Source organism: Pseudokineococcus marinus (assembly GCF_013004605.1).
Lineage (GTDB): Bacteria > Actinomycetota > Actinomycetes > Actinomycetales > Quadrisphaeraceae > Pseudokineococcus > Pseudokineococcus marinus.
In genome coordinates this window covers 11,484-35,186 of the sequence record NZ_JABEMA010000003.1, presented here as the reverse complement: position 1 = coordinate 35,186, position 23,703 = coordinate 11,484, and the positions used below count along the sequence as shown (strand labels likewise).

At 74.1% G+C, this 23,703-nt stretch carries 20 protein-coding genes; 10 read left to right on the top strand and 10 right to left on the bottom strand.

The features are described 5' to 3' along the window. The first annotated feature begins 32 nt into the window (after positions 1 to 32). Entirely contained in the window at positions 33 to 2,864 is a 2,832-nt protein-coding gene (locus HLB09_RS00600) for an alpha-amylase family glycosyl hydrolase (protein ID WP_212755663.1), read from the top strand. A gap of 75 nt (positions 2,865 to 2,939) precedes the next feature. Here HLB09_RS00600 and HLB09_RS00595 read toward each other — a convergent pair whose 3' ends face one another. After that, positions 2,940 to 4,145 carry an ROK family transcriptional regulator gene (locus tag HLB09_RS00595; protein ID WP_171201468.1) on the bottom strand — a complete coding sequence of 402 codons (1,206 nt, stop codon included), beginning with the start codon at positions 4,143 to 4,145 and terminating at the stop codon, positions 2,940 to 2,942. Between the two features lie 125 nt (positions 4,146 to 4,270). Here HLB09_RS00595 and HLB09_RS00590 point away from each other — a divergent pair, with 125 nt between their 5' ends. The 5 genes from HLB09_RS00590 (at position 4,271) to HLB09_RS00570 (ending at position 8,812) form a co-directional block, all read left to right on the top strand. Next, complete coding sequence (locus HLB09_RS00590) at positions 4,271 to 5,302, top strand: sugar ABC transporter substrate-binding protein (RefSeq protein WP_171201467.1); 1,032 nt, start codon at positions 4,271 to 4,273, stop codon at positions 5,300 to 5,302. A gap of 43 nt (positions 5,303 to 5,345) precedes the next feature. Then, positions 5,346 to 6,377 (top strand): ABC transporter permease, encoded by a 1,032-nt coding sequence (locus HLB09_RS00585; protein WP_171201466.1) that lies wholly within the window; start codon positions 5,346 to 5,348, stop codon positions 6,375 to 6,377. Further along, on the top strand, positions 6,374 to 7,171 hold the full coding sequence (locus HLB09_RS00580) for an ATP-binding cassette domain-containing protein (protein WP_171201465.1): 798 nt from the start codon (positions 6,374 to 6,376) through the stop codon (positions 7,169 to 7,171). Before HLB09_RS00585 ends, HLB09_RS00580 begins: the two co-directional genes overlap by 4 nt. A gap of 127 nt (positions 7,172 to 7,298) precedes the next feature. After that, positions 7,299 to 8,108, top strand: coding sequence for a sugar phosphate isomerase/epimerase family protein (locus tag HLB09_RS00575; RefSeq protein ID WP_171201484.1), 810 nt, complete (start codon positions 7,299 to 7,301; stop codon positions 8,106 to 8,108). Continuing rightward, positions 8,105 to 8,812: a nucleoside/nucleotide kinase family protein gene (locus tag HLB09_RS00570; RefSeq protein ID WP_322789967.1), complete on the top strand. Its 708-nt coding sequence runs from the start codon at positions 8,105 to 8,107 to the stop codon at positions 8,810 to 8,812. The genes HLB09_RS00575 and HLB09_RS00570 overlap by 4 nt, the downstream gene beginning before the upstream one ends. A gap of 113 nt (positions 8,813 to 8,925) precedes the next feature. Here HLB09_RS00570 and HLB09_RS00565 read toward each other — a convergent pair whose 3' ends face one another. Both HLB09_RS00565 and HLB09_RS00560 read right to left on the bottom strand, forming a co-directional pair. Next, positions 8,926 to 9,117, bottom strand: a complete 192-nt coding sequence (locus HLB09_RS00565; protein WP_171201464.1) for a HepT-like ribonuclease domain-containing protein — start codon at positions 9,115 to 9,117, stop codon at positions 8,926 to 8,928. A gap of 23 nt (positions 9,118 to 9,140) precedes the next feature. Further along, positions 9,141 to 9,830, bottom strand: coding sequence for a TetR/AcrR family transcriptional regulator (locus tag HLB09_RS00560; protein WP_171201463.1), 690 nt, complete (start codon positions 9,828 to 9,830; stop codon positions 9,141 to 9,143). A gap of 79 nt (positions 9,831 to 9,909) precedes the next feature. Between HLB09_RS00560 and HLB09_RS00555 the strand changes: the two genes are divergently transcribed. Continuing rightward, positions 9,910 to 10,872 (top strand): NAD-dependent epimerase/dehydratase family protein, encoded by a 963-nt coding sequence (locus HLB09_RS00555; RefSeq protein WP_212755659.1) that lies wholly within the window; start codon positions 9,910 to 9,912, stop codon positions 10,870 to 10,872. 13 nt (positions 10,873 to 10,885) lie between these two features. On the opposite strand, the gene HLB09_RS00550 is transcribed toward HLB09_RS00555, so the two are convergent. The 6 genes from HLB09_RS00550 to HLB09_RS00525 all read right to left on the bottom strand — a co-directional run bounded on the left by HLB09_RS00550 (position 10,886) and on the right by HLB09_RS00525 (position 19,225). Beyond that, entirely contained in the window at positions 10,886 to 12,553 is a 1,668-nt protein-coding gene (locus HLB09_RS00550) for a dipeptide ABC transporter ATP-binding protein (protein ID WP_171201481.1), read from the bottom strand. A 161-nt stretch (positions 12,554 to 12,714) separates the two neighbouring features. Next, entirely contained in the window at positions 12,715 to 14,586 is a 1,872-nt protein-coding gene (locus HLB09_RS00545) for a gamma-glutamyltransferase family protein (protein WP_212755657.1), read from the bottom strand. Next, a complete protein-coding gene (locus tag HLB09_RS00540) occupies positions 14,583 to 15,539 on the bottom strand; it encodes an ABC transporter permease (protein WP_171201462.1) in 957 nt (318 codons plus the stop codon). Before HLB09_RS00540 ends, HLB09_RS00545 begins: the two co-directional genes overlap by 4 nt. After that, positions 15,539 to 16,486: an ABC transporter permease subunit gene (locus HLB09_RS00535; protein ID WP_171201479.1), complete on the bottom strand. Its 948-nt coding sequence runs from the start codon at positions 16,484 to 16,486 to the stop codon at positions 15,539 to 15,541. Before HLB09_RS00535 ends, HLB09_RS00540 begins: the two co-directional genes overlap by 1 nt. A 4-nt stretch (positions 16,487 to 16,490) precedes the next feature. Continuing rightward, positions 16,491 to 18,233 carry an ABC transporter substrate-binding protein gene (locus tag HLB09_RS00530; protein WP_322789965.1) on the bottom strand — a complete coding sequence of 581 codons (1,743 nt, stop codon included), beginning with the start codon at positions 18,231 to 18,233 and terminating at the stop codon, positions 16,491 to 16,493. A 167-nt stretch (positions 18,234 to 18,400) separates the two neighbouring features. After that, positions 18,401 to 19,225 carry a hypothetical protein gene (locus tag HLB09_RS00525; protein WP_171201460.1) on the bottom strand — a complete coding sequence of 275 codons (825 nt, stop codon included), beginning with the start codon at positions 19,223 to 19,225 and terminating at the stop codon, positions 18,401 to 18,403. A gap of 99 nt (positions 19,226 to 19,324) precedes the next feature. Between HLB09_RS00525 and HLB09_RS00520 the strand changes: the two genes are divergently transcribed. The 3 genes from HLB09_RS00520 (at position 19,325) to HLB09_RS00510 (ending at position 23,017) form a co-directional block, all read left to right on the top strand. Further along, complete coding sequence (locus HLB09_RS00520; RefSeq protein WP_171201459.1) at positions 19,325 to 19,858, top strand: hypothetical protein; 534 nt, start codon at positions 19,325 to 19,327, stop codon at positions 19,856 to 19,858. 327 nt (positions 19,859 to 20,185) lie between these two features. Next, positions 20,186 to 21,028 carry an HNH endonuclease gene (locus HLB09_RS19625; protein WP_171201458.1) on the top strand — a complete coding sequence of 281 codons (843 nt, stop codon included), beginning with the start codon at positions 20,186 to 20,188 and terminating at the stop codon, positions 21,026 to 21,028. A 165-nt stretch (positions 21,029 to 21,193) separates the two neighbouring features. Next, positions 21,194 to 23,017: a DNA/RNA helicase domain-containing protein gene (locus tag HLB09_RS00510; RefSeq protein ID WP_171201457.1), complete on the top strand. Its 1,824-nt coding sequence runs from the start codon at positions 21,194 to 21,196 to the stop codon at positions 23,015 to 23,017. On the opposite strand, the gene HLB09_RS00505 is transcribed toward HLB09_RS00510, so the two are convergent. Beyond that, a complete protein-coding gene (locus tag HLB09_RS00505) occupies positions 23,006 to 23,683 on the bottom strand; it encodes an 8-oxoguanine DNA glycosylase OGG fold protein (protein ID WP_171201456.1) in 678 nt (225 codons plus the stop codon). The two genes, HLB09_RS00510 and HLB09_RS00505, sit on opposite strands and share 12 nt — an antisense overlap. Positions 23,684 to 23,703: the final 20 nt, after the last annotated feature.

The window sequence follows — 23,703 nt, the reverse complement described above, 5'->3', positions numbered from 1 at the left end:
CCGCCCAGTCACTCACCGTCGAGGAGGCTCACGTGCGTCATCCCTCTGCCCTCGTGTCCGGAGCGGGAGCCGCGGCCGTCGCCGCCGCGCTGCTGCTCGGACCGTCCGCCGCCGCCGCTCCACCGTCCGACCGGCCCGCGCCCGCCCAGGAGGCCCAGGCCCGCAAGGCTGCGGCGCAGGCAGCCAAGGCTCAGCAGTCCCAGGACCGCGCGCTCGCGCGCGGCTCGCTCCGCGAGGACCTCACCCGCGAGCGCTTCTACTTCGTCATGGCCGACCGCTTCGAGAACGGCGACCCGACCAACGACGACGGCGGCTACGGGGGCGACCGCCTCGTCAGCGGCCTCGACCCCACGGCCAAGGGCTTCTACCACGGGGGTGACATCGAGGGGATCCGCCAGCGGCTCGACTACATCGAGGGCCTCGGCACCACGGCGATCTGGCTGACGCCGTCCTTCGTCAACCGCCCGGTGCAGGGCGCCGGTGACGCCGTCTCGGCCGGGTACCACGGCTACTGGATCACCGACTTCACGCAGATCGACCCGCATCTCGGGACGAACGAGGAGCTCGAGGGCCTCATCGACGAGGCGCACGAGCGGGGGATGAAGGTCTTCTTCGACATCATCACCAACCACACCGCCGACGTCATCCAGTACGCCGAGGGCTCGCAGACCTACATCACCAAGGACGCCGAGCCCTACCGCGACGCGAGCGGCGAGGTCTTCGACGACCGCGACCACGCGGGCACCAGCGAGTTCCCGGCGCTCGACGCGGCGACGTCCTTCCCGTACACCCCTGTCTTCCCGATGCCGGGCGACGCGACGGCGAAGACGCCGGCCTGGCTCAACGACCCGACGATGTACCACAACCGCGGGAACGCCCGGTTCGACGGCGGGGAGTCGGACCAGTACGGCGACTTCTCCGGCCTCGACGACCTCTTCACCGAGCGGCCCGAGGTCGTGGCGGGCATGGAGGAGATCTACAAGACCTGGGTCGACCTCGGCATCGACGGCTTCCGGATCGACACCGTCAAGCACGTCGGCGACGAGTTCTGGAAGGACTTCGCGCCGACGATCGAGGAGCACGCCGCCGAGATCGGCAACCCCGACTTCTTCTCCTTCGGCGAGGTCTACAACTCCGACCCGGAGTTCCTCTCGCACTACACGACGGAGGCGGAGCTGCAGTCGGTCATCGACTTCGGCTTCCAGGCGCGGGCGCAGTCCTTCGCCAGCGGCGGGGCCACGCAGCAGATGGCGGACCTCTTCGCCGCCGACGACTGGTACACCGACGCCGACAGCAACGCGTACTCGCTGCCGACCTTCCTCGGCAACCACGACATGGGCCGTATCGGCATGTTCCTGCAGGACGCGGGCGCCGAGGGCGACGAGCTGCTGGAGCGCGACCGCCTCGCCCACGCGCTCATGTACCTGACGCGCGGCCAGCCGGTCGTCTACTACGGCGACGAGCAGGGCTTCACGGGCGACGGCGGCGACCAGGACGCGCGCCAGGACATGTTCGCCTCGCAGGTGGCGACCTACAACGACGACGTCCTCGTCGGCACCGACGCCACGACGGGAGGCGAGAACTTCGACCCGAGCCACCCGCTGTACACGACGATCGCCGAGCTGTCGGCCCTGCGCGAGGAGAACCCGACCCTCGCCGACGGCGCGCTCGTGCAGCGCTACGCCGAGGACGGCGCGGGCGTCTACGCCTTCAGCCGCATCTCGGACGACGACGACGTCGAGTACCTCGTCGCCACCAACAACAGCGACACGGCGCGCACCGTCGACCTCGACACCTTCACGACCCGCACCCGCTACAAGGCCGTGTGGCCGGCGGGCACCGGGGCCGTGTGGTCCGACCACGACGGCACGGCGCGCGTCACGGTGCCGCCGCTGTCGGCGGTGGTGTGGAAGGCCAGCAAGCCGATGCGCCCGGCGCGCACCGCCCCGACGCCGGTCTTCACGACGGGCGAGGAGGTCAGCGGCCGCGCCGAGGTGTCGGTCGACGTCCCCGGTGGCGGCTTCGACCAGGTGACCTTCGCCGTCCGCCCGGCCGGCTCGACGGACGAGTGGCAGGTGCTCGGGACGGACGACAACGCGCCGTACCGCGTCTTCCACGACGTCACCGACACGGCCGAGGGCACGGCGCTGGAGTACCGCGCCGTCGTGCGCGACCACTCGGGCAACGTCGCGGGCGCGAGCGCGACCGCCGTCGTCGTCCCCGAGCCCGGCCCCGGGGTCGGCGGCGAGCCGACGACCGTGGCGGTCGCGGGCAGCCTCGGCAGCGAGATCGGCTGCCCCGGTGACTGGGAGCCGGCGTGCGACGCGGCGCAGATGACCTACGACGCCGACACGGCCACCTGGTCGCTGACGGTGGCGCCGCCCGCGGGCTCCTACGAGTACAAGATCGCCGTCGACCGGTCGTGGGACGAGAACTACGGCGCGGGCGGTGAGCCGAACGGCGCCAACATCCCGCTGACGACGAGCGGCGGCGCGGTGACCTTCACCTACAGCACCGCGACGCACCTCGTCACCGCGGTGGAGGAGTCGGTCGAGCAGCCGGGCGCCGTCTCGGTGCCGGGCGACCTCAACAGCGAGATGGGCTGCCCCGGCGACTGGGAGCCCGACTGCGACGCCGCGCAGATGACCTACGACGCGGAGACCGGCCGCTGGCGGCTGACGGTCGACCTCCCGCCGGGGCAGTACTCCTACAAGGTCGCCGTCGACCGGGCGTGGACGGAGAACTACGGCGCCGACGGCGTGCCGAACGGGTCGAACATCACCCTCGACCACCCCGGTGGCCCGGTGACGTTCGTGTACGACCACGCGACGCACCGCGTGGCGGTGGAGGTCGAGCAGGGCTGACCTGCACCGTCCCGACCGCCCGCGTCCCCGGCTCCCCGCCGGGACGCGGGCGGTCCTGCGTCCGCCGCTGCGGCGTCAGGTCGGGGCGCCCACCCGCGCCAGGACGTCGTTCACCCGTGCGGGGTCGAGCGCCCACCGGGCCACGAGGTCGGCCATGCCGACGACGCCGACGTCGTGGGGGCGGCTGCTCACGCGGATGCGCAGCCCGGTCGTCGCCAGGGGCAGGGAGAACGCGGCGACGCGCTCGCGGATGCCGGACAGGAGGTGCTCACCCGCGACGGCGAGGCCGCCCGAGACGACGACCTCCGAGGGGTTGAGCAGGCTCACGGCGTCGGCGATGCCGATGCCCAGGACGCGGCCCGCCTCGCGGACGCGGCGCACGGCGCGGGGGTCCCCGGCCTGGAGGGCTGCGACGACGTCCCGCACGTCGGCCACCTCGAGCCCGTCGTCGACGAGGTCCCGGGCGAGCGCCCAGCCTCCCGCGTACGCCTCGAGGCAGCCGAGCTTCCCGCAGCGGCACAGCGGCGGCTCGCGGTCGGTGACGTCCCCGGCGGTGTGGGTGTGGCCGAGGTCGCCGGCGGAGCCGCGGGCTCCGCGCAGGATCTGCCCGTGGGTGACGAGGCCCGCGCCGATGCCGGTGCCGACCTTGACGAGCAGCAGGTCGTCCAGCGGCTCCTCGGCGAGGACGTGCTCGCCCCACACCATCGCGTTGACGTCGTTCTCGACGAGCACGGGCACCCCGAGCCGAGGCTCGAGCAGGGCGGGCACCGTCACGCCGTCCCAGCCCGTCATCATCGGCGGGGAGACGATGCGCCCTGTCGGGTGCTCCACGGGGCCCGGCAGGCTCATGCCCATCGCCCAGGCGGGGAGCTCGTCCCGCGTGGGCAGCGACGCGAGTCCCGACGTCACGAGCTCGAGGACGCGGTCCGGACCGTCGCGGATGTCGAGGTCGACGGTCGTCTGCGAGCAGATGCCGCCCCCGAGGTCGCAGTGCGCCAGCCGTGCCGCCGAGGCGCCGACGTCGGCGATGAGCAGCCCCCCGCGTGCGGCGTTGAAGACGAAGCGGCCTGCCGGTCGTCCCCGCGAGCCGCCCCGGACGCCGGCGTCCACGACGAGGCCGGTCGCGAGGAGCTCGTCCAGCCGGGCGTTGACGGTCGCCCGCGCCCAGCCCGTCTCGGCGCCCACCCCGGCGCGGGTGACCGGACGACCACCTCGCAGCCGGCGCAGCAGCTCGGCCGCCCCGTCGCTGAGGGCCGCGCCGTCGCCGAGAGCCGTGTCCATGAGCGCGGGACGGTACGTCACCAATGTGTCCGGGGCAACACCCTTTTCGTGCTTGACGAGCCATCAACGGCCGCCTTAACGTCTAGCCGCAGACATTAAGCCAGCGGCCCACCCGAGGAGACGCGATGACGCGCCCGAGCCTGCGACCCCTGTCCTTCGCCGTCCTGCCCGTCCTCCTGCTCGCCTCGGCGTGCGGGGGCGAGCAGGACGCCACGAGCTCCGACACCCCGAGCGGAGACGGCGGCGACGTCCGCGTCGCCGCCGTCATCAAGGGGCTCGACAACCCCTTCTTCCAGGCGATGCGCGACGGCATCGAGGCCGGCGCGTCCGACGCCGGCGTCGGCGTCGAGGTGCAGGCCGCGCAGTCGATCACCGACACGACGGGGCAGGCCGAGCGCCTCACCGCGCTCGCCCAGCAGTCCTACGACTGCTACGTCGTCAACCCGATCACCGGCAACAACCTCGTCCAGGGCCTGGCCCAGCTGCCCGAGGGCACGCCCGTGGTCAACATCGACCAGCCGGTGGACGAGGAGGCGGCCCAGGCCGCCGGCCTGGAGATCGACAGCTACATCGGCACGGACAACGAGGCCGCCGGCGCCCTGGCGGGTGAGCACATGGTCGAGCTGCTCGGCGGCTCGGGCACCGTGGGCCTTGTCGCCGGGGTGGCGGGTGACGTCACCAGCGCCGCGCGGATCGACGGCTTCTCGTCGGCCGCGAGCGACCTCGACCTGCTCCCGGTCGTCTCCGCCGACTGGAACCGCCAGCAGGCGCTCACCGCGGCCACCGACCTCATCACCGCCAACCCGGACATCAAGGGCTTCTTCGCCGCGAACGACGACATGGGCCTCGGCATCGCTCGAGCGGTGGCCAACGCCGGTCTGGAGGACCAGATCAGCGTCATCAGCGTCGACGGCAACGAGGAGGCGCTGCAGGCGGTCGCCGACGGCGACCTCGCCGCGACGGTGGCCCAGTACCCCTACGCCGTGGGCCAGCTCGGCGTCGAGGCCTGCGCGAGCCTGGCGCGGGGCGAGGACGTCGAGGCCGAGGTCGACGCGCCGGTGGCGCTCGTCACGCCGGACGTCGCCGAGCAGGCGCTCGCGGCCTTCCCCCAGCCGTTCGAGGACGGCGCCGCGGCGGCGTCGCCGACGGCCGGCTGATGGCCGGCGTGAGCGCACCGCGGACGACCGGAGGGGGCGCGTGGTGAGCGCGACGACGAGCACCAGCAGGGACGGCGCACGCCGCAGCGGCCCTGACGGCGCGGACCGCGACGGCGCCGCCACCCCGGCGCGTCCGCGGTGGCGGGAGCGGTTGGCCGACCCGGGCACCTGGGCCGAGCTGGCCGCCCCGGTGGGGCTGGTGGTCCTCGTGGTCCTCTTCCAGGTCCTCGACCCGACCTTCCTGACCCTCGGCAACATCGAGGCGATGCTGGCGGCGGCGGCGATCCTCGTCGTCCTGGCCACGGGGCAGACCTTCACCGTGGCCACCGGCGGCATCGACCTCGCCGTGGCCTCGACGATGACCTTCAGCGCCGTCATGTTCGGCGTCGCCTTCGGCGCCGGCGCCCCCGTGGGCGTGTGCGTGGTCGTGTCCGTCGTGACCGGCCTGCTCTTCGGCCTCGCCCAGGGCCTCGTCATCGGCTACGGGCGCATCACCGACTTCATCGTGACGATCGGTGGGCTGTCGATCGCCTCGGGGCTCGCGCTCGTCGTCTCCGGCGGGCAGCCGCAGTCGATCATCAGCACCTTCATGCTCCGGCTCTCGACCGGTGGCGTCGGCGTCGTCGGGTACCCGGTGCTCGTGGCCCTGGTCGTCGCCGCGGCGGCGCACGTCCTGCTCTTCCACACGCGCTTCGGCACTCACGTGCTCGCGGCGGGCGGGTCCCCGGAGGCCGCGACGGCCACCGGCATCAGCACCCGTCGCGTCAAGACCGCGGTCTACACGCTGAGCGGCACCTGCGCGGGCCTCGCCGGGGTCCTGCTCGTCGCTCGCATCGGCGCCGCGGAGCCCGCCGCGAACACGCAGTTCCTGCTCAACGCGGTCGCGTCGGTCGTCCTCGGCGGTGTCGCTCTCATGGGAGGGCGGGCCAACATCGCCGGGCCCCTGTTCGGCGCCCTGCTGCTCACCGCCCTCACCAACGGGCTGACCCTGCTCGGCGTCTCGCAGTTCTACCAGCCGGTCGCCGTCGGCTCGGTCGTCGTCCTCGCCGCCTTCCTCTCGAGGTACCAGCGATGAGCTCCCCCACCACCACCGCCCCCCGCCCCACCGGGCCGTCCGAGCCGACGGGCGACGTCCTCCTGCGAGCCCGCGGGGTCTCGCTGTCCTTCGGCAGCGTCCGGGCGCTCAAGGACGTCGACCTCGACCTGCGGGCGGGTGAGATCACCGCGATCGTCGGCGACAACGGCGCCGGCAAGTCGACCTTCGTCAAGTGCGTCGCCGGGGTGCACCGGCCCGACGACGGCACGATCGAGCTCGGCGGGGACGCCGTGTCCTTCCGCGACCCGCAGGAGGCGCGGGAGGCGGGCATCGAGACCGTCCACCAGAGCCTCGCGCTCGTGGAGGACCTCGCCGTCTGGCAGAACCTCTACCTCAACCGCGAGCTGACCAAGGGCGTCGGCCCCTTCCGGGTGCTCGACCGGCGCGGCATGAGGGCCGGGGCTCGGGACATGGTCTCGGGGCTGTCGGTCAACGTGCCCTCGACGACCTCGCGCGTGCGGCGGCTCTCGGGAGGCCAGCGCCAGGCGGTCGCCATCTGCCGCGCCGCCGGCTTCAGCTCGCGCCTGGTGATCATGGACGAGCCGACGGCCGCGCTGGGCGTCCAGGAGACCGAGCGCGTCGAGGCGCTGATCCGGCGCCTGCGGGACGACGGCCGGGCCGTGCTGCTCGTGAGCCACAACTTCGAGCAGGTCATGCGCCTGTCCGACCAGGTGTGGGTCATGCGCTCCGGTCGCTGCGCCGCCGGGCGACGCACCGAGGACACCACGGGCGAGGAGATCGTCGCCCTCATCACCGGCGCCAAGAGCGCCTGAGCCGTCGAGGAGACCACCAGTGACCACCACGACCGACGCGCCCGCCCCGGGGCGCGCCGCCCCCCGCACCGGCAACCCGCTCGGCGTCCACGCCCTCGTCTGGACGGGCGGGACGACGCCCGCCGAGATGGAGGACGCCGTCGCCCGCACCGCCGCCGCGGGCTACGACCTGCTCGAGCTCTCGCTGCACGACCGCGACCGCCTCGACGTCGCCCACGCGCGCCGGCTGCTCGACGACGCCGGGCTCGGCGTCGCCTGCTCGCGCGGACTCGCCTTCGACGCCGACGTCTCCAGCGACGACCCGGCCGTCGTGGCCCGTGGCGAGGCGCTCCTGCACGACTCGCTGCAGGTGACCCAGGACCTCGGCGGCACGCACCTCACCGGCGCCCTGTACTCGGCGCTCGGGAAGTACCCCGGTCCGCTGACCGACGCCGGCCGGCGCAACGTCGTGACGGTGCTGCGGGGCCTCGCGGGCGAGGCGGCCTCCCGCGGCATGACGCTCGGGCTGGAGGTGTGCAACCGGTACGAGACGAACGTCGTCAACACGGCGCGGCAGGCGCTCGCCCTCGCCGACGACATCGGCGCGGACAACGTGCTCGTGCACCTGGACACGTACCACATGAACATCGAGGAGGACGACCTCGTCCGCCCGGTGCGGGAGGTCGGCGAGCGCCTCGGGTACGTCCACGTGGGGGAGAACCACCGCGGCTACCTCGGCTCGGGGTCCATCGACCTCACGGGGTTCTTCCACGCCCTCGTCGATGTCGGGTACACGGGTCCCATCACCTTCGAGTCGTTCTCCTCCAGCGTCGTGGCGCGCGGCCTGTCCAACGACCTCGCCGTCTGGCGGGACCTCTGGGAGGACGGCGACGACCTCGCCCGGCACGCCCGCGGCGTCATGGAGCTCGGGATGGCGGCCGCCCGGCGGCGGTCGTGACGAGCTCGACGTCGGCCCCGCCGACGGCGGAGGTGACCTTCGGCGACCTGCTCGACCGTGCCCGGGCGCTCGCGGAGCGCCCGGGCCGGTCGGTCCTCGGGGTGTGCGGTGCGCCGGGAGCCGGCAAGACCACGCTCGCCGAGGCGGTCGTCGCCGCGCTGGCGGCGGACCCGCCCGAGGGCTGCTCGGCGACGTGGGTGGCGCACGTGCCCATGGACGGCTTCCACCTCGCCGACGTCGCGCTGCGGCGCCTCGGACGGCTGGGACGCAAGGGGGCGCCGGACACCTTCGACGCGCACGGCTACGCCGCCCTCCTGGAGCGGCTGCGGGCGCCGTCGTCCGCGACGGTCTACGCGCCCGCCTTCGAGCGCGATCTCGAGCAGCCGCTCGCGGGTGCGCTGCCCGTCGAGCCGGACTGCCGGCTCGTCGTGACCGAGGGCAACTACCTGCTGATCGACGACGTGGCGTGGACGCCGGTGCGCGGCCTCCTCGACGAGGTGTGGTTCGTCGCCGTCGACGACGACGTCCGCCGCGAGCGCCTCGTCGCCCGGCACGTGCGCTTCGGCAAGACGCCCGACGACGCAGTGGCGTGGGTCGGCGCGACGGACGAGCCGAACGCCGTGCTCGTCGCCCCGGGCGCTGCCGGGGCGGACGTCGTCGTGCCGGCTTCGGCGGTGCCGGTGCCCGGCGGGCCGACGGCCTGACGGGCCGCTCCGCCGAGTCCGACGTCGCGTCTCGAGTCCGACGCCCGGGTGGTCGGACGGCGCCGGCGACCGGTGCGACGTCGGACTCGGCGCTCGCCGTCGGACTGGACGGGTCAGGTCCGGCGCCGGACGAGGTGTGCGGCGACGGCGCTGACGTAGACGCGGAAACCGTCGAGAGCCAACGGGCGCGCTGCCGCGACCCGCTCGAGGTCCAGAGCCGCGTACTCGTGCACGATCACTCCGCGCAGTCCCGTGGCCGGCGCCAGGCGCTCGCCCAGCTCCTTCGGGAGGGCACCGGCCTCCACGGCGGCGGCTCGGCGGGAGGCCGTCAGCCCATCAGGCCGACGAGGTCGGCCAGCCGCCCCACCTGCTCGGTGAAGAACGCGTCCTGGTCGGTCGTCACGCCGACGAGGTGGCCGAAGAGCTCGGCGCTCACGAGCCCGAGGGTCGAGCTCCACGCGAGGACGGCGCGGGCGCGGACGTCGTCGTCGAGCGCGGGGTGCTCGCCGCCGAGCACGGGGCCGACGTCGGGGCCGACGAGCGGGGTGCGGTCGGCATCCGGGGTCCGCCCGACCAGACCGCCGGAGCGCGCCGCGTCGCCGAGCACCCGGCCGAAGACGCCCGCCGAGCGCATCGCCGCGACGACGGTGTCCTGCGGCGCCGCGTACCCCGGCACGGGGGAGCCGTAGAGCAGCGCCCACTCGTGCGGGTGCGCCAGCGCCCACGCGCGGACGCCGCGGCTGACGGCGACCCACCGGCCGCGCGGCGCGAGGCCCGGGTCGTCGGCGTCCTCGGCGGCGGCGCCGAGCGACGCGTAGCCGGCGACGAGCAGCCGCGTGAGGAGGTCGTCGCGGCTCGGCACGTAGCGGTAGACCGCGGACGACGCCAGGCCCAGCTCGCGCGCGACCGCCCGCAGCGACAGCGCCGCCGCGCCCACCTCGGCGAGCTGGCCGCGCGCCGTCTCGACGATGTCCGCCGTCAGCGCCTCGCGGGCGCGCTCCCTCGCCGTCTGCACCACCCCGTCACCGTAGCGCTGCTCGCAGACGAGAGCGCTGCTCTTGACACGGGCGCGCGGAGCGAGTGCACTGCTCTCGTCAGTGAGCAGTGCACTCGTCGAGGAGGTCGTCGTGGGACGTCACGTGGTGGTGGGCAAGGGGCCGGTCGGGTCCGCGGTCGCGCAGGTGCTGGTGCGGGAGGGGCGCGACGTCGTCGTGGTCTCGCGCAGCGGCGGCGCGTCGAGCGGGCCGGTGCGGCACGTCGCGGTCGACGCCGCGGACGGCGCGGCGCTGGCGGCCGCGGCGCAGGGGGCGGACGTCGTCTACAACGCCGTGAACCCGAAGGACTACACGCGGTGGGCGGCCGAGTGGCCGCCGATCGCGGCGGCGCTGCTGCGGGCGGCGCAGGAGAGCGGCGCCGTGCTGGCGATCACCGGCAACCTCTACGGCTACGGCCGCCCGAGCGGCCCGATGACGGCGTCGACGCCGCTCGCCGCGACCGACGGCAAGGGCCGGCTGCGGGCGCGCATGTGGCACGACGCGCTCGCCGCGCAGGGGGCCGGGCGGGTGCGCGGCGTCGTCGAGGTGCGGGCGTCGGACTTCGTCGGCGCGGTGCCGCCGGCGCAGTCGCACCTCGCGCGGCAGGTCACGACGCTGCGGAAGGGCGGCCGCGCGTGGGTGATCGGCGACCCGGACGCGCGGCACAGCTGGACGTACGTGCCCGACCTCGCCGAGGCCCTCGTGCGGCTGGGCGCGGACGAGCGGGCGTGGGGCCGGGCGTGGATGGTGCCGAGCGGGGAGCCGCGCTCGCAGCGCCAGGCGCTCACCGACCTGGCCACGGCGATGGCGGCGCCGGCGCCGAAGGTCAGCGGGATCCCGTGGCCGGTGCTGCGCGGCATCGGGCTGGCGAGCGGGCAGATGCGCGAGGTCGTCGCCATCCGCCACCAGTGGGACCAGGACTTCGTGCTCGACGCCTCCGAGACGACCGAGGTCTTCGGGCTCACGGCGACGCCGTGGGCGGAGACGGTCGCCGCGACGGTCGCCGGCGCGCCCGCCACCCGGTGACGCCCGGCGGGGGTCAGCCCGCCCGGGCGGCGTAGAACTCGGCGCCGGGGATCGCCGCGAGCAGCTCCCGCGTGTAGTCCTCCTGCGGGTCGCTCATGACGGCGTCGACGGACCCGTGCTCGACCAGCCGCCCGTGCCGCATGACGGCGACGGCGTGCGCCACCTGGCGGACCACCGCGAGGTCGTGGGTGATGAAGAGGTAGGCGACACCGAGGTCCTCCTGCAGCTGGTGCAGCAGCTGCAGGACCTGGTCCTGCACGAGGACGTCGAGCGCCGAGACCGCCTCGTCGAGCACGACGAGCCGGGGCTCGACGGCCAGGGCGCGGGCGATGGCGACGCGCTGGCGCTGCCCGCCGGACAGCTCGGCGGGGCGGCGCTGCGCGGCGTCGCGCGGCAGGGAGACCTGGTCGAGCAGCTCGCCGACCCGACGGCGTCGGGAGGCGCGGTCGCCCTCGCCGAAGACGCGCAGGGGCTCGTCGACGAGGCGCTCGACGCTCATCGTCGGGTCGAGGGAGGCGTACGGGTCCTGGAAGACCGGCTGCATCGCGCGGCGGACCGCACGACGGCGAGCACCCGTGGCCTCCCCGACGACGTCGTCGCCGACGAGCAGGCGCCCCGAGGTCGGCGCCTCGAGCCCGAGGGCCATCCGGGCGAGGGTCGTCTTGCCGGAGCCGGACTCGCCGACGACCGCGGTCGTCGTCCCGGCGGGGACGACGAAGGAGACGCCGTCGACGGCCGTGACGTCGCCCGCGCCCCGGCCACGGACGCGGTAGACCTTCGTGACGTCCTCGACCCTCAGCACCGGGGCGCCGTCCGCGGTGTCGTGGCGGCGCGGGCCGGCGGCGCGGTCGACGGCGCGGGTACCCGGGCGAACCTGCGCGCGGGCGGCGCTGACGCTCGGCGCGGCCGCCACGAGCCGCTGCGTGTACGCGTGCTGCGGGTCGGTGAGCAGCCGCGCCGCCGGTCCGCTCTCGACCACGCGCCCCTTCGACATGACGACGACGGTGTCGGCGCGGTCGGCGGCGAGGCCGAGGTCGTGGGTGACGAGGAGCATCGAGGTCCCGGCCGCCTCGGTGAGGTGCTCGAGGTGGTCGAGGATCTGGCGCTGCACGGTGACGTCGAGCGCCGACGTCGGCTCGTCCGCGACGAGCAGCCGCGGCTCGCAGGCCAGCGCGATCGCGATGAGCACGCGCTGGCGCATGCCCCCGGAGAACTCGTGCGGGTACTGGCGGGCGCGGCGGGCGGCGTCCGGGATGCCGGCGAGGCCGAGCAGCTCGACGGCGCGCTCCTTCGCCGCGCGGCCCGTCGCCAGCCCGTGGGCGCGCAGCACCTCCTCGACCTGCGCCCCGACGCGCATGACGGGGTTGAGGTTGCTCATCGGGTCCTGCGGGACGAGGCCGACCTCGCGGCCGCGCAGGCGCAGGAGCCGCGCGTCGGAGGCGTGGGTGACGTCCTCGCCGGCGAACGTGATGGTCCCCGCGGCGACCCGGCCGCTGCCCGGCAGGAGGCCGATGAGCGCCGCCGCCGTCGTCGACTTGCCGGAGCCCGACTCGCCGACGACGGCGACGCGCTCGCCCTCGCGGACGGTGAGGTCGACGTCGACGACGGCCGGCACCTCCGCCTCGCCGGTGCGGTAGGTGACCGTCAGCCCGCGGACCTCGAGCAGCGGCGGGCCGAACACCTTCTCGGGCGCCGCCTCCGCCGCGACCTCGGAGGCGCCGTCGTCGTCGCGCGAGCCCGCGACCCGGGCCCTGAGCGCGCGGAAGGCGCTGCCGGCGCCCTCCGCGGCCCGTCCCCGCAGGGTCGCGCCGCTCCCGTCGTCCGCCGCACGGGTCACCCCGCTCACCGCCCCACCGCGTAGCCCTGGTCGCCGCGGGGGTTGGCCGCGGCCTGGAGCAGGCCCGTCGCCGGGTCTCGCGTGACGACGGACAGCCGCCCGAGCGACCAGTCGCCGGCGCGGGTGACGACGTGGCCGCGCCGCTCGAGCGAGCCGATGACCGCCTCGCCGAGCCGGTCCTCGACGACGGCGCCGCCCGGCGTCCACGTCCGCGGCCAGAACGAGCCGGCCATCGACGTCGTGTGGAGCGCCGGCGCGTCGATCGCCTGCTGGGGCGTGTACCCGCCGAGCAGCGTGCGCATCAGGTACGTCAGCTGCCACTGGTCCTGCTGGTCGCCGCCGGGGGAGCCGAGGCCGGCGACGGGGACGCCGTCGCGCAGCAGCATCGTGGGCGTCAGCGTCGTCCGGGGGCGCCGGCCGGGCCGGAGCGTGGACGGCGAGCCCTCCTCGAGCCACGTCATCTGCAGCCGCGTGCCGAGGCAGAAGCCCAGCTCGGGGATCGTCGGCGAGGACTGCAGCCACCCGCCCGACGGCGTCGCGGTCACGACCGTGCCCCAGCGGTCGACGACGTCGAGGTGGCACGTGTCGCCGCGGGTCGCGCCGGAGGCGCGCGGCACCGGGTCGCCGGACCGGGCGACCGTCGGCTCGCCGGCCGCGCCGCCCGCCGCGCCGGCGTCGTAGGTCTCGCGCAGCGGTGGGACGAAGGGCGCACGACCGTCCGGCGAGCCCGGTCGCAGCTCGTGGCTGGCGGCGTCACCGATGAGCGCGCGCCGCTCGGCGGTGTACGCGGGGGAGAGCAGCGTCGCGAGCGGCACCGGCTCCTCGCCCGGCCCCGGGTCGCCGTACCAGCAGTCGCGGTCGGCCAGCGCGAGCTTGAGCGCCTCGAGGACGACGTGCGCGCCGTCCGGCGTCGAGGGGTCGACGTCCGCCGGGTCGAAGCCCTCGAGCAGCGCGAGCGCCTGCAGCAGCACGGGGCCCTGCCCCCAGGCGCCCGTCTTGGCGACGGTGACGCCCATGACGTCGAGCGTCACGGCGTCCTCGAAGCCGGCGGAGAACGCGGCCATGTCCTCGCCCCGCAGGACCCCGGCGTGGTCGGTGCCGCTGGCGTGCCGGTGCGGGGCGCGGACGAAGGCGTCGACGGCGTCGGCGACGAAGCCCTCGCCCCACGCCGCGCGCGCCGCCTCGATGCGCGCCTCGCGGCTGGGGCGGCCGCGCCCGGCGTCGACGAGCCGCTCGAGCACCGCGGCGTAGGCGGGGTTCTCGATGCTCGCGCCCGCGGTGGGGGCCACCCCGCCGGGCATCCACAGGGCCGCCGACGTCGGCCAGTGCTCGGCGAAGAGCTCCGCGACGCCGGTGATCGTCGCGCCGACCCGGGCGAGCACCGGGTGCCCGTGGCGGGCGTACCCGACGGCGTAGGCGAGGACGTCGGCGAGCTCCCACGTGCCCCGGTCGCGCAGCAGCACGAGCCAGGCGTCGACGGCGCCCGGGACGGCGGCGGCCAGCGCGCCGGCGCCCGGCACGAGGTCGAGGCCCTCGGCGCGGAAGTGCTCCGTCGTCGCGGCGGCCGGTGCGGGGCCCTGGCCCATGAGCACCTGCGGCGGCGCGCCGTCGGCGGTGGCGACGAGGCCGGTGACGTCGCCGCCGGGGCCGTTGAGGTGCGGCTCGACGACGTGGAGGACGAAGGCCGCGGCGCACGCGGCGTCGACGGCGGTGCCGCCCCGCTCGAGCACCGACATGGCGGTGGACGAGGCGATCCAGTGCGTCGTCGCGGCCATGCCGAAGGTGCCCTGCAGCGTCGGGCGGGTGGGCTGCTCGGCCGCGGTGGGCGGCACCACGAAGGCGGAGGAGGAGGACGACGGCGGACCAGCGGGGCTCATCGGGCGGCTGCCTTGCCCCGGCGACGACGCCGGGCGGGGACGGTGAGGGGGTCGAGCGCGTCGCGCAGCGCGTCGCCCAGGAGGTTGAAGCCGAGGCAGATGACGGCGATCGCCAGGCCCGGCAGGACGGCGGCCGACGGCGCGCGCAGCAGGTACTGCTGGGCGTCGGACAGCATGATCCCGAGGCTCGGGGTGGGCGGCTGGATGCCCAGGCCGAGGAAGGACAGCAGGGCCTCCCCGATGACGGCCGTCGGCATGATGATCGTCGCCTGGACGATGATCGCCGAGCCGGCGTTGGGCAGGACGTGCGTCGCGAGGATGCGGGGCCCGGAGGCGTCCATCGTCCGCGCCGCGTCGACGAAGGGGCGCGAGCGCACCCGCAGGGTCTCCGCGCGGACGACGCGGACCATCGTCGGGATCGCGGCGACGCCCAGCGCGATCGCGGCGTTGCCGAGGCTCGCGCCGCCGATGGCGGCCAGGCCCACGGCGATGATGAGGAACGGGAAGGCCAGCAGCAGGTCGGTGACCCGGGAGACGACGGCGTCGACACCCTTCCACCAGCCGGCCACGAGGCCGAGCGGCACCCCGACGACGACGGCCAGGCCGACGGCGAGCAGGCCCACCTGCAGCGAGGCGCGAAGGCCGAAGAGGATGCGCGAGAGCACGTCGCGCCCCAGGTCGTCGGTGCCGAGGAGGTACCCGACGGTGAGCGGGCGCTGGAACGGCGTCTCGAAGTTCACCTCGGTCGGCCCGTAGGGGGCCAGGACCGGCGCCAGCAGCGCGCCGAGGACGACGACGGCCAGGAGCGCGATGCCGACGACGCCCTTGGCGTCGCCGAGGACCTTCCGCAGGACCCGCCCGCGGCCGCCGCCCAGCCCGTCGTCGGCGGCCGGCGTCGGGGCGCCCGGGCTCCCGACACCGGCTGCGGGAGGGGCCGGCTGCTCGACGGCCATCAGGCGTCCACCCGCACGCGCGGGTCGAGCAGCGAGTACAGCGCGTCGACGGCGAGGTTGATGACGACGTAGAAGGCCGTCACGAGGATGACCACCGCCTGGATCACCGCGTAGTCGCGGGTGAAGACGGCGTCCAGCGTCAGCCGGCCGAGCCCCGGCAGCCCGAAGATCCGCTCGGTGACGACGGCCCCGGAGATGAGGCCGCCGAGCTGCAGGCCGACGACCGTCACGACGACGACGAGGCTGTTGCGCAGGGCGTACCGGCCGAGGACCCGGCGCGGGGACAGCCCCTTGGCGCGGGCGGTGCGCACGAAGTCGGCCGAGAGGGTCTCGAGCATCGACGCCCGCGTCTGGCGCATGACGACGGCGGCGATCGCCGTGCCGAGCACGAAGGCGGGCATCGTGAGGTGCCACAGGGCGCGCAGGGGGTCCTCCAGCGGGGAGACGTAGCCGGACGCGGGGAACAGGCCCGCCCACACGGCGAGGACGAGGACGGCGAGGATGCCGATCCAGAAGCTCGGCACCGAGAGCAGGACGACGGACGTCGTCGAGACCGCCCACTCCTGCCAGCGGCCGCGCCGGACCGCCGCGACGACGCCCGCGCCGACGCCGAGGGCCACGGCGACGACCAGCGCGTAGAGGGACAGCCACGCGGTGACGGGCAGCGTCGTCGCGACGAGGTCGGCGACGGGCTGGCCGGTGCGGGTGGACTCGCCGAGGTCGCCGCTGAGCAGCTGCCCGACGTAGCGGCCGTACTGGACGGGCAGCGACTGGTCGAGTCCGAGATCGGCGCGGACGGCGGCCAGCTGCTCCGGCGTCGCCTCCTCACCGGCCAGCGCGAGCGCGGGGTCGCCGGGCAGCGCCCGGACGCCGAGGAAGACGACGACGGAGGCGAGCACGAGCGTGACGAGCGACTGCCACGCGCGGTGGAAGAGGTAGCGGCCCACGGCGTCAGCCCTCCCCGGCGGTGTCGGCGGCTGTGTCGTCATCGGCGCCGTCGTCGTCCCCGACGAAGGCGGCCCGCGAGAGCCGGACGACGCCGTCGGCGAACGTCTGCACGCCGGCGACCTCGTCGGTGTGGGCGGTGAGGTTGCGCTGCCGGTACAGGTACACGACCGGGTCGTCCTCCTGGACCTTGGTGACGACCTCGCCGTAGACCTCGGCGCGCGCGGCCTGGTCGGTGCCCTGCGAGGCCTCGGCGAGGAGGGCGTCCATCTCCTCGTCGGAGTAGCCGGAGTAGTTGTTGCCGGCCCCGGTGGACAGGAAGTTCTGGGTGTTGGCGGCGGGGTCCACGCGCCCGGACCACCCGAGCTGGAGCATCCGGAAGTCGCCGCGGGACTGGACGTCGAGCAGCGTCGAGTACTCGACGGGGGAGATCCGGACGTCGAAGCCGCCAGCCTGCACCGAGGCCTGCAGCGCCTGGCCGAGCCGCAGCGAGTCGGGCGTGTTGGAGATCTGCATGTCGATCTGCAGCGGCGGCTCGACGCCGGCCTCGCGCAGCAGCGCGAGCGCCGCCTCGGGGTCGTGCTCGGGGCACGCCTCGCTCGCCGGGGTGCTGAAGGGGCTGTCGGGGCTGATCGGCGAGCACGCCGCGTCGAACCACCCGTTGAAGACGGTGGCGACGAGCGCCTCGCGGTCGACGGCCAGCGAGAACGCCTGGCGGACGCGGGCGTCCTGCGCCTCGGGGGTGTCGACCTCCCCGGGCGGCTGCCCGGTGCCGTCGACGTTGCCGACGTTGAAGGTGACCGCCTGGTAGCCCAGCGAGCTGGACTGCAGGAGCGTGAGGCCGCTCTCGCGGGACATCGCGTCGGCGTCCTGCGTGGAGATGGTGTCGGCCACCTGCACGTCGCCCGAGCGGAGGTTGGCGGCCCGGATGGAGGCGTCGGTCATGATCCGGTAGGTGATCGTGTCGAGGTGCACCTCGTCGGCGGCGTAGTAGCCCGGGTCGCGCTCGACGACGATCTCCGTCTGCGGCACCCGCTCGACGAAGCGGAAGGGGCCGACGCACGTGGGCGAGGAGCCGAAGTCCTCGCCCAGCTCCTCCAGCGCCGTCGGCGACATGATCATCCCGGCGCGGTCGGCCAGCGCCGCGGTGATGGGCGCGAACGGCGTCTCGTAGGTGAGGCGGACGGTCGTGGCGTCGAGCGCCGCGATGTCGGTGATCGGGCCCATCTCGCTGGCGCGGGAGGAGGACGGCAGGTCGAGGTGCCGCTGCAGCGTCGTCGCGACGGCCTCGGCGTCGAAGGGCGTGCCGTCGCCGAAGACGACGTCCTCGCGGACGGGGATGTCGACCTGCAGCCCGTCCTCGGAGACCGTCGGCAGGTCGGTGGCCAGCTGCGGCACCAGCTCGCCGTCGGCGTCGAGGTCGTAGAGCTTCTCGCAGATCGACGCCATGACGTAGCGCGTGTACAGCGAGGAGGACGTCGTCGGGTCGAGGGCGTCCGGCTCGGCGGACAGGCCCATGACCAGGTCCCCGCCCTCTCGGACGGGCGTGTCGCCCAGCGGCTCGCCGACGGCGTCGGTCCGGTCGACGGTCGCGATCGTGTCCTGGACGGCGTAGCAGGACGACAGGACCAGGGCGGCGGCCAGGGCCGCGGACGCTCCCGCGGCCCTGCGCGCTGCTCGGGCGTGCCGTCCGGATCGTGCGCTGGCTCCCACCAGGAGGACCTCCGCCGTGTCGTCGGTCTGCTGCACGACGGCGTCCGGCCGCCGAGCCCCCCGGCTCGCGGCGACGTTAGGACTGATCCGCCCGGTGTGGGGTCTTCGGGCGCGCATCCGTCGTGTTGAGCGCGACGGCGGTGACCGGCAGGTCCTGGAGGGCGCGCGCCGGGCGTCCTGGGGCGCGGTGCTCCGCCCGTGGCTCAGCGGCGGGCAGCCGCCCAGCCGCGCACGGCCGCCTCGAGCGCGGCGCGGTCGACGTCGCCGGCGACGAGCCAGGCGCCGCGGTCCTCCACCTCGACGGCGGTGGCGCCGGGCAGCAGCGCGAGGGTCGTCGTCAGTGCGGCGGTCCGGTCGTCGTCGGCGGCGAGGTCGTCGTCGAGGCCGACCTCCCAGCGCCATCCCTCGCCGGGCACCCTCTCGGCGTCGACCGCGTCGACGGTCCATGCGGGCTCGTCCGGTGCACCGCCCTGAGCGCCGATCTCGATGTAGCGCTCGGCGTTCTCCTGCAGCCACCCGTACCGCCGGCGCTCCACCGGCTGCCCGGCGAGCTTGAGTGCGAGCCCTCGGGCCTCGAGGGGGTTGATCGCCAGAAGGTGGCCGGCGACGACCGGCCACTGCTGGTCGATGTAGGTCTTCCGGTGCCGTGGCTCGTCGCCGATGAGCCAGCGAGCGCCGGGCACGTGCCGGACGAGGACCTCCCCGAAGTAGCGCGCGAGCCCGTCAGCGAGCCGTGCCGACGCCGGGTCGAGCTCGCCGCTGGGACCGGTGACCGGGCCGGGCGCGCACCACGGCGGGAGGTCGCCGTCGTCGACCACCTCGTCGGTCACGAGCACGAGGTGCTCGACGACCCAGGTGAAGACGGGCGTGAGGCTTGCGGGAGTCCCGTCGAGGTGGTCGGCCGGCCCACCGTCGTCGGCGAGGCGGCGGGCGAAGGCCTCCAGCGTCCGCGCCCCGCCGATGACCCACTCGGTGAAGTAGGCGTCGGCGGCGGCGCGGGATTCGGTGCTCAGGCGGCGGAGGGGCACGGCTGCCACGGTGCCGGAGGCGCGACGTGCCCGCGACCACCGCGGTCAGCGCCGCCTGCACGGCCTAGCGGTCACGGCTGCCCGCCCTAGCCTTCCGTGGTGACTGCAGCGGACTTCGTCATCCAGCCCGGCGCTGGAAGTCGACCCGCGCGGATCGCTGACGTCATCGGGCAGCCGCCGCAGGACCCGGAGTCGACGGTCATGGCGCAGGTGACCTGGCGGGACGACGACCGCACGCAGGTCGTCACCACCAGACCGCCGATGGTGCGCACGCGCGAAGGCTCGAACGCCTTCCACCTGGCTGTCGACCCCACCGCTGTTCGCGAGCGGTGCGCCGAGACGCCGGATCGTGTCCTCGCGGCCCTGCTGGCTGGTCGTCCCGCCACCGATCAGAACGTTGCGGGCTCCCTCCTCAAGGAGGAGGACCGCGTCGCCCCCGAGAGCCTGGACCGTGATCTGCTGCGCCCGGACCAAGCCTTGGACCCTGACCCCCGGGGTAGTGACTCCAGCATGGCCTCGAGGGAGCCGCTCCATAACGGAGTTCTGTCCGCCGCCACCCTGCGTCCCCTTGGTCACCGTTCGTCACGTACATCTCGCTGCACGAGCGCTCCTGCAGTGGCCGTCCTGGCGTAGGGCTTCTTGCGAGAGACGCAGCCGTGGATTGAGCCCCGTGTGCGGGGCGTCGCCTTGATCAGCGGCGCCCAGACGATGTCCTCCACTGGGGCGAGCGGGTGCGGTGGGTGCCTCCCGCTCCGATGTACATCGCTACCGGACAGGCGGAGCACGCAGCACGTACTGGTTGCCTATGCTGCCCGAAGGCATCGACAGGCCTCTTCCGGGACGAGCCTCGCCTAGCGCCGAGTGGCGCGCGCACACTTCGAACCTCGACCCGACTGGCTCCCTGCACCGGCATGCCACCACCCGAGGTGATCCCGCCAGGGAGCACCTGTGCCTGCTTGGGTGGCCAGTTTCAACGAGACCTACGGCCCCACAAATTGGGAAATCTGCAAGCGCCACAGCCTGATGGGATCGGGGGGAAACGCTGGTGGCGTCCGCCCGGGGGACGACGTCTTCATCTGGCAGGCGCCCGTCGGCCTCCTGGCCTGGACCGTTGCCGAAGAGCGCCCGCGCCACCCGAGCTCGTTGTCTGAAGTACCGTGGCCGGAACCCGGTAGGTACAAGTGGTTGTGGTCCATGCAGGTGGTGGCTGAGCGCGTCCCTCAGAAAGGCAATCCCTCATACGGCCAACTGCGGGACGCATCGGGCATCACCCAGCCGGTGCACTCATGGCCGCGGATGTCCGACGAGGCGGCCTTGCCGTGGCGGCAGTACTTCTCGGCCGAACCGGAGTCGGCGTTGTCGTCTCTGGAGCAGTCGCTGTACCGCCAGATCCCGGAGGGGCAGCGACTGCGCTACCGCGTCATGTTGAGGACTGTCCGAGAGGGCCAAGACCGCTTTCGGTCGACTCTTGACTTGGCGTACAAGGGGGCATGCGCGATCACGGGTACATCAGACCGAGAGGCGCTCGAAGCAGCCCACATTGAACGCTACAGGGGGCCGCACAGCAACGAGGTGTGGAACGGCATGCTGCTCAGGCGGGACATTCATGCCCTCTTCGATGCGCACCTTCTCACCGTCTTGCCAACCGGCGAGGTGATGGTCGCGCCGAAGGTCGTGGCGCCTGAATACCGCACGCTCGAGGGTCACTGCATGTCGATGCCGGCGTCACCGTCGGACAGGCCGGAGGCGACCCTGTTAGCGCGGCACAACGCGGACTACCACGCGGCCCAATCGAAGCCCTGACCTCGAGTCGGGCTCATCGCCTGGCTAGCCTGCTTCAGCGGCCCGACTGGCACCGCCGCACCGTGGCAGCGGTGCAGCGAGGCGCCCACCACCCGCACGAGTCCCTTCGTGCTGCCTCGGGCGGGTCTGGTGTCTGCTCTGCTCCGCCGTTCGGCGTCCGATCTCATGGACGCCGTGACCTCGGGTGACGTCGTCGTCGAGCTCGACGGCGAGCTGCAGCGGCACGCCGGCCACCGAGCCTCGTCTGCTGAGGCGCGCTCGTGGCGAGCCAGCATCCCCGTTCTCGTGCGCGACTTGCACGACGCCGGGCTGGGCGATGTCCAGGTACTGCTCGAGTACCGGCTGCCGTTGACGAGCCGCCGCATCGACGCCGTCCTCGCTGGGACGCATCCGCGGACGGGCAACCCGTCGTACGTAGCCGTGGAGCTGAAGCAGTGGTCGTCCTTCGCGTCGTACGAGGAGGACCGAGCGCTCGTCACCGTCCCCGACGTCCACGAGCCGCGGCTTCACCCGCTGCTGCAGGTCGACGGCTACCGCGAGTACCTCGTCGACTTCACCGAAACGCTCCACGAGGCTCCCGACCTCGTCCGCGGTGCGGCCTACGTCCACAACGCGCGGGCGGCCGACATGGCTAGCTCGCCGACGCTCCCCGCAAGCCGCATCTTTGGGGGAGACCAGCGTGACGAGTGGCTGGGCTACCTCCGCGAGCATCTGGCTCCCTCGCCGGGCAAGGCCGCCGCGGAGCAGCTCTCGGCCAGTGCGGCTCGCCCGTCGCGGACGCTGCTGGCCGTCGCCGCGGAGGAGATCCAGCAGCGGGAGCACTTCACCCTCCTCGCCGACCAGCAGTTGGCCTACCGGACGGTGCTGCACGAGGTGGAGCGGGCTCGCCGTGGCCGCGGCAAGACCGTCGTCGTGGTGACGGGCGGTCCGGGGTCGGGCAAGAGCGTCGTCGCGCTGTCGCTGCTTGGTGAGCTCGCGCGGCGCGGCTACCGGACGCTGCACGCGACCGGCTCGCGGTCCTTCACGCAGACGCTGCGCAAGGTTGCCGGTCGCGGCAGCTCCCGCACCAAGAGCCTCTTCACGTACTTCAACAGCTACATGGAGGCCGAGCCCGACGGTCTCGACGTGCTCGTCATGGACGAGGCCCACCGAATTCGGCGGACCTCGGAGTCGCGCTGGACTCCGGCCGAGCGGCGGACCGGGCGGCCGCAGCTGGACGAGCTGGTCTCCGCGGCGCGGGTCCCGGTGCTCCTGCTCGACGAGAACCAGGTCGTGCGGCCGGGAGAGATCGGGTCCGTCGAGGCGATCCGGGAGTACGCCCGGGCCCACGCCGTCCGGGTGGTCGAGGTCGACCTCGCCGACCAGTTCCGCTGCGGCGGCAGCGACACCTATGTCCGGTGGGTCCGCGACCTGCTCGGCCTGACGGACACCGGTCCGAGGGCGTGGCGGGGGACCGACTTCGACCTGCGCGTCGCCGACTCCCCGGCCGAGATGGAGGGCTTCCTCGCCGAGCGGCTCGCGAAGGGACGCAGCGCGCGGATGACCGCCGGCTACTGCTGGCCCTGGAGCGATCCGCGCCGTGACGGGACGCTGGTGCCCGATGTGCAGGTCGGCTCGTGGGCCCGGCCGTGGAACCTCAAGGGCGACCGCCGGATCGGCAGTGCTCCGGCCTCCGCCCTGTGGGCCACCGAAGAGGGCGGCTTCGGCCAAGTGGGCTGTGTCTACACCGCGCAGGGCTTCGAGTACGACTGGAACGGCGTCATCCTCGGCCACGACCTCGTCTGGCGCGAGGGCGCCCTGCGCACGGACCGGTCCGCCAACAAGGACCCCGACTTCCGGTCGCGGACGGCCGTCACCGACGCGGACTTCGACCGCCTCGTGCGGCACGTCTACAAGGTGCTGCTGACGCGGGGGATGGCCGGCACCGTCGTCTACGCCGTCGACCCGGAGCTGCAGGTGGCGCTCAAGCGGCTCGTCTCAGGTGCGTGAGCCGCCGGCGCGGAAGAGGGCGAGCTCGACGGCGTCCGGTCCGACGCCGTGCCGATCGGCGAAGGCCGAGGCCCGTGCGAGGTAGGCCTCGTACTCCGCGACGGACCACCCCTGCTTGCTGGTGCCGAGGTCGGTGTGGCTGCGCAGGGCGCTCGCGACGCGCCGGTCGAGGATGAGCGGGCGAGGGCCAGGGACGGTCACGCCGGAGGCTGTGAAGTAGAGGTACTTCGTGAAGAAGGCGGGGCCGACGTAGGCGACGGCGTTGTCGCCGCCGCGGAGCATCGAGGAGTAAGCGGCGCCTGCGCCCTGCGTTAGCAGAACGTGCGCGGCGGACGTGAGGCGGCCGCCGACGTCGCCAAGGTCGCTCTTGAGCCAGCGGGTGTTCCGGCCGAACAGGAAGCCGCTGGAGCCGGTGCCCCAGACGTAGGCCGCCACGAGCAGGCGGACGCGTCCGGGGGCGGTGTGGTCGGCAGCAAGGTGCGCGACGTCGCTCCGGCTGATGCGGTGCCAGCGTGGCTTGTGCTCGTCAGCGGGAAGGCCGTCGAGTGACGTCGGCCAGCACGTCGAGGGCACCCGCGTCCTCCACCACTGCGGGCGGTACCGCACGGAGTGCGCGTCGATCTGGGTGCGGGTCGGCAGTGCTTCGAGGCTCTCCAGGCTGGGCACCGGGGGACATTCGCACGTGG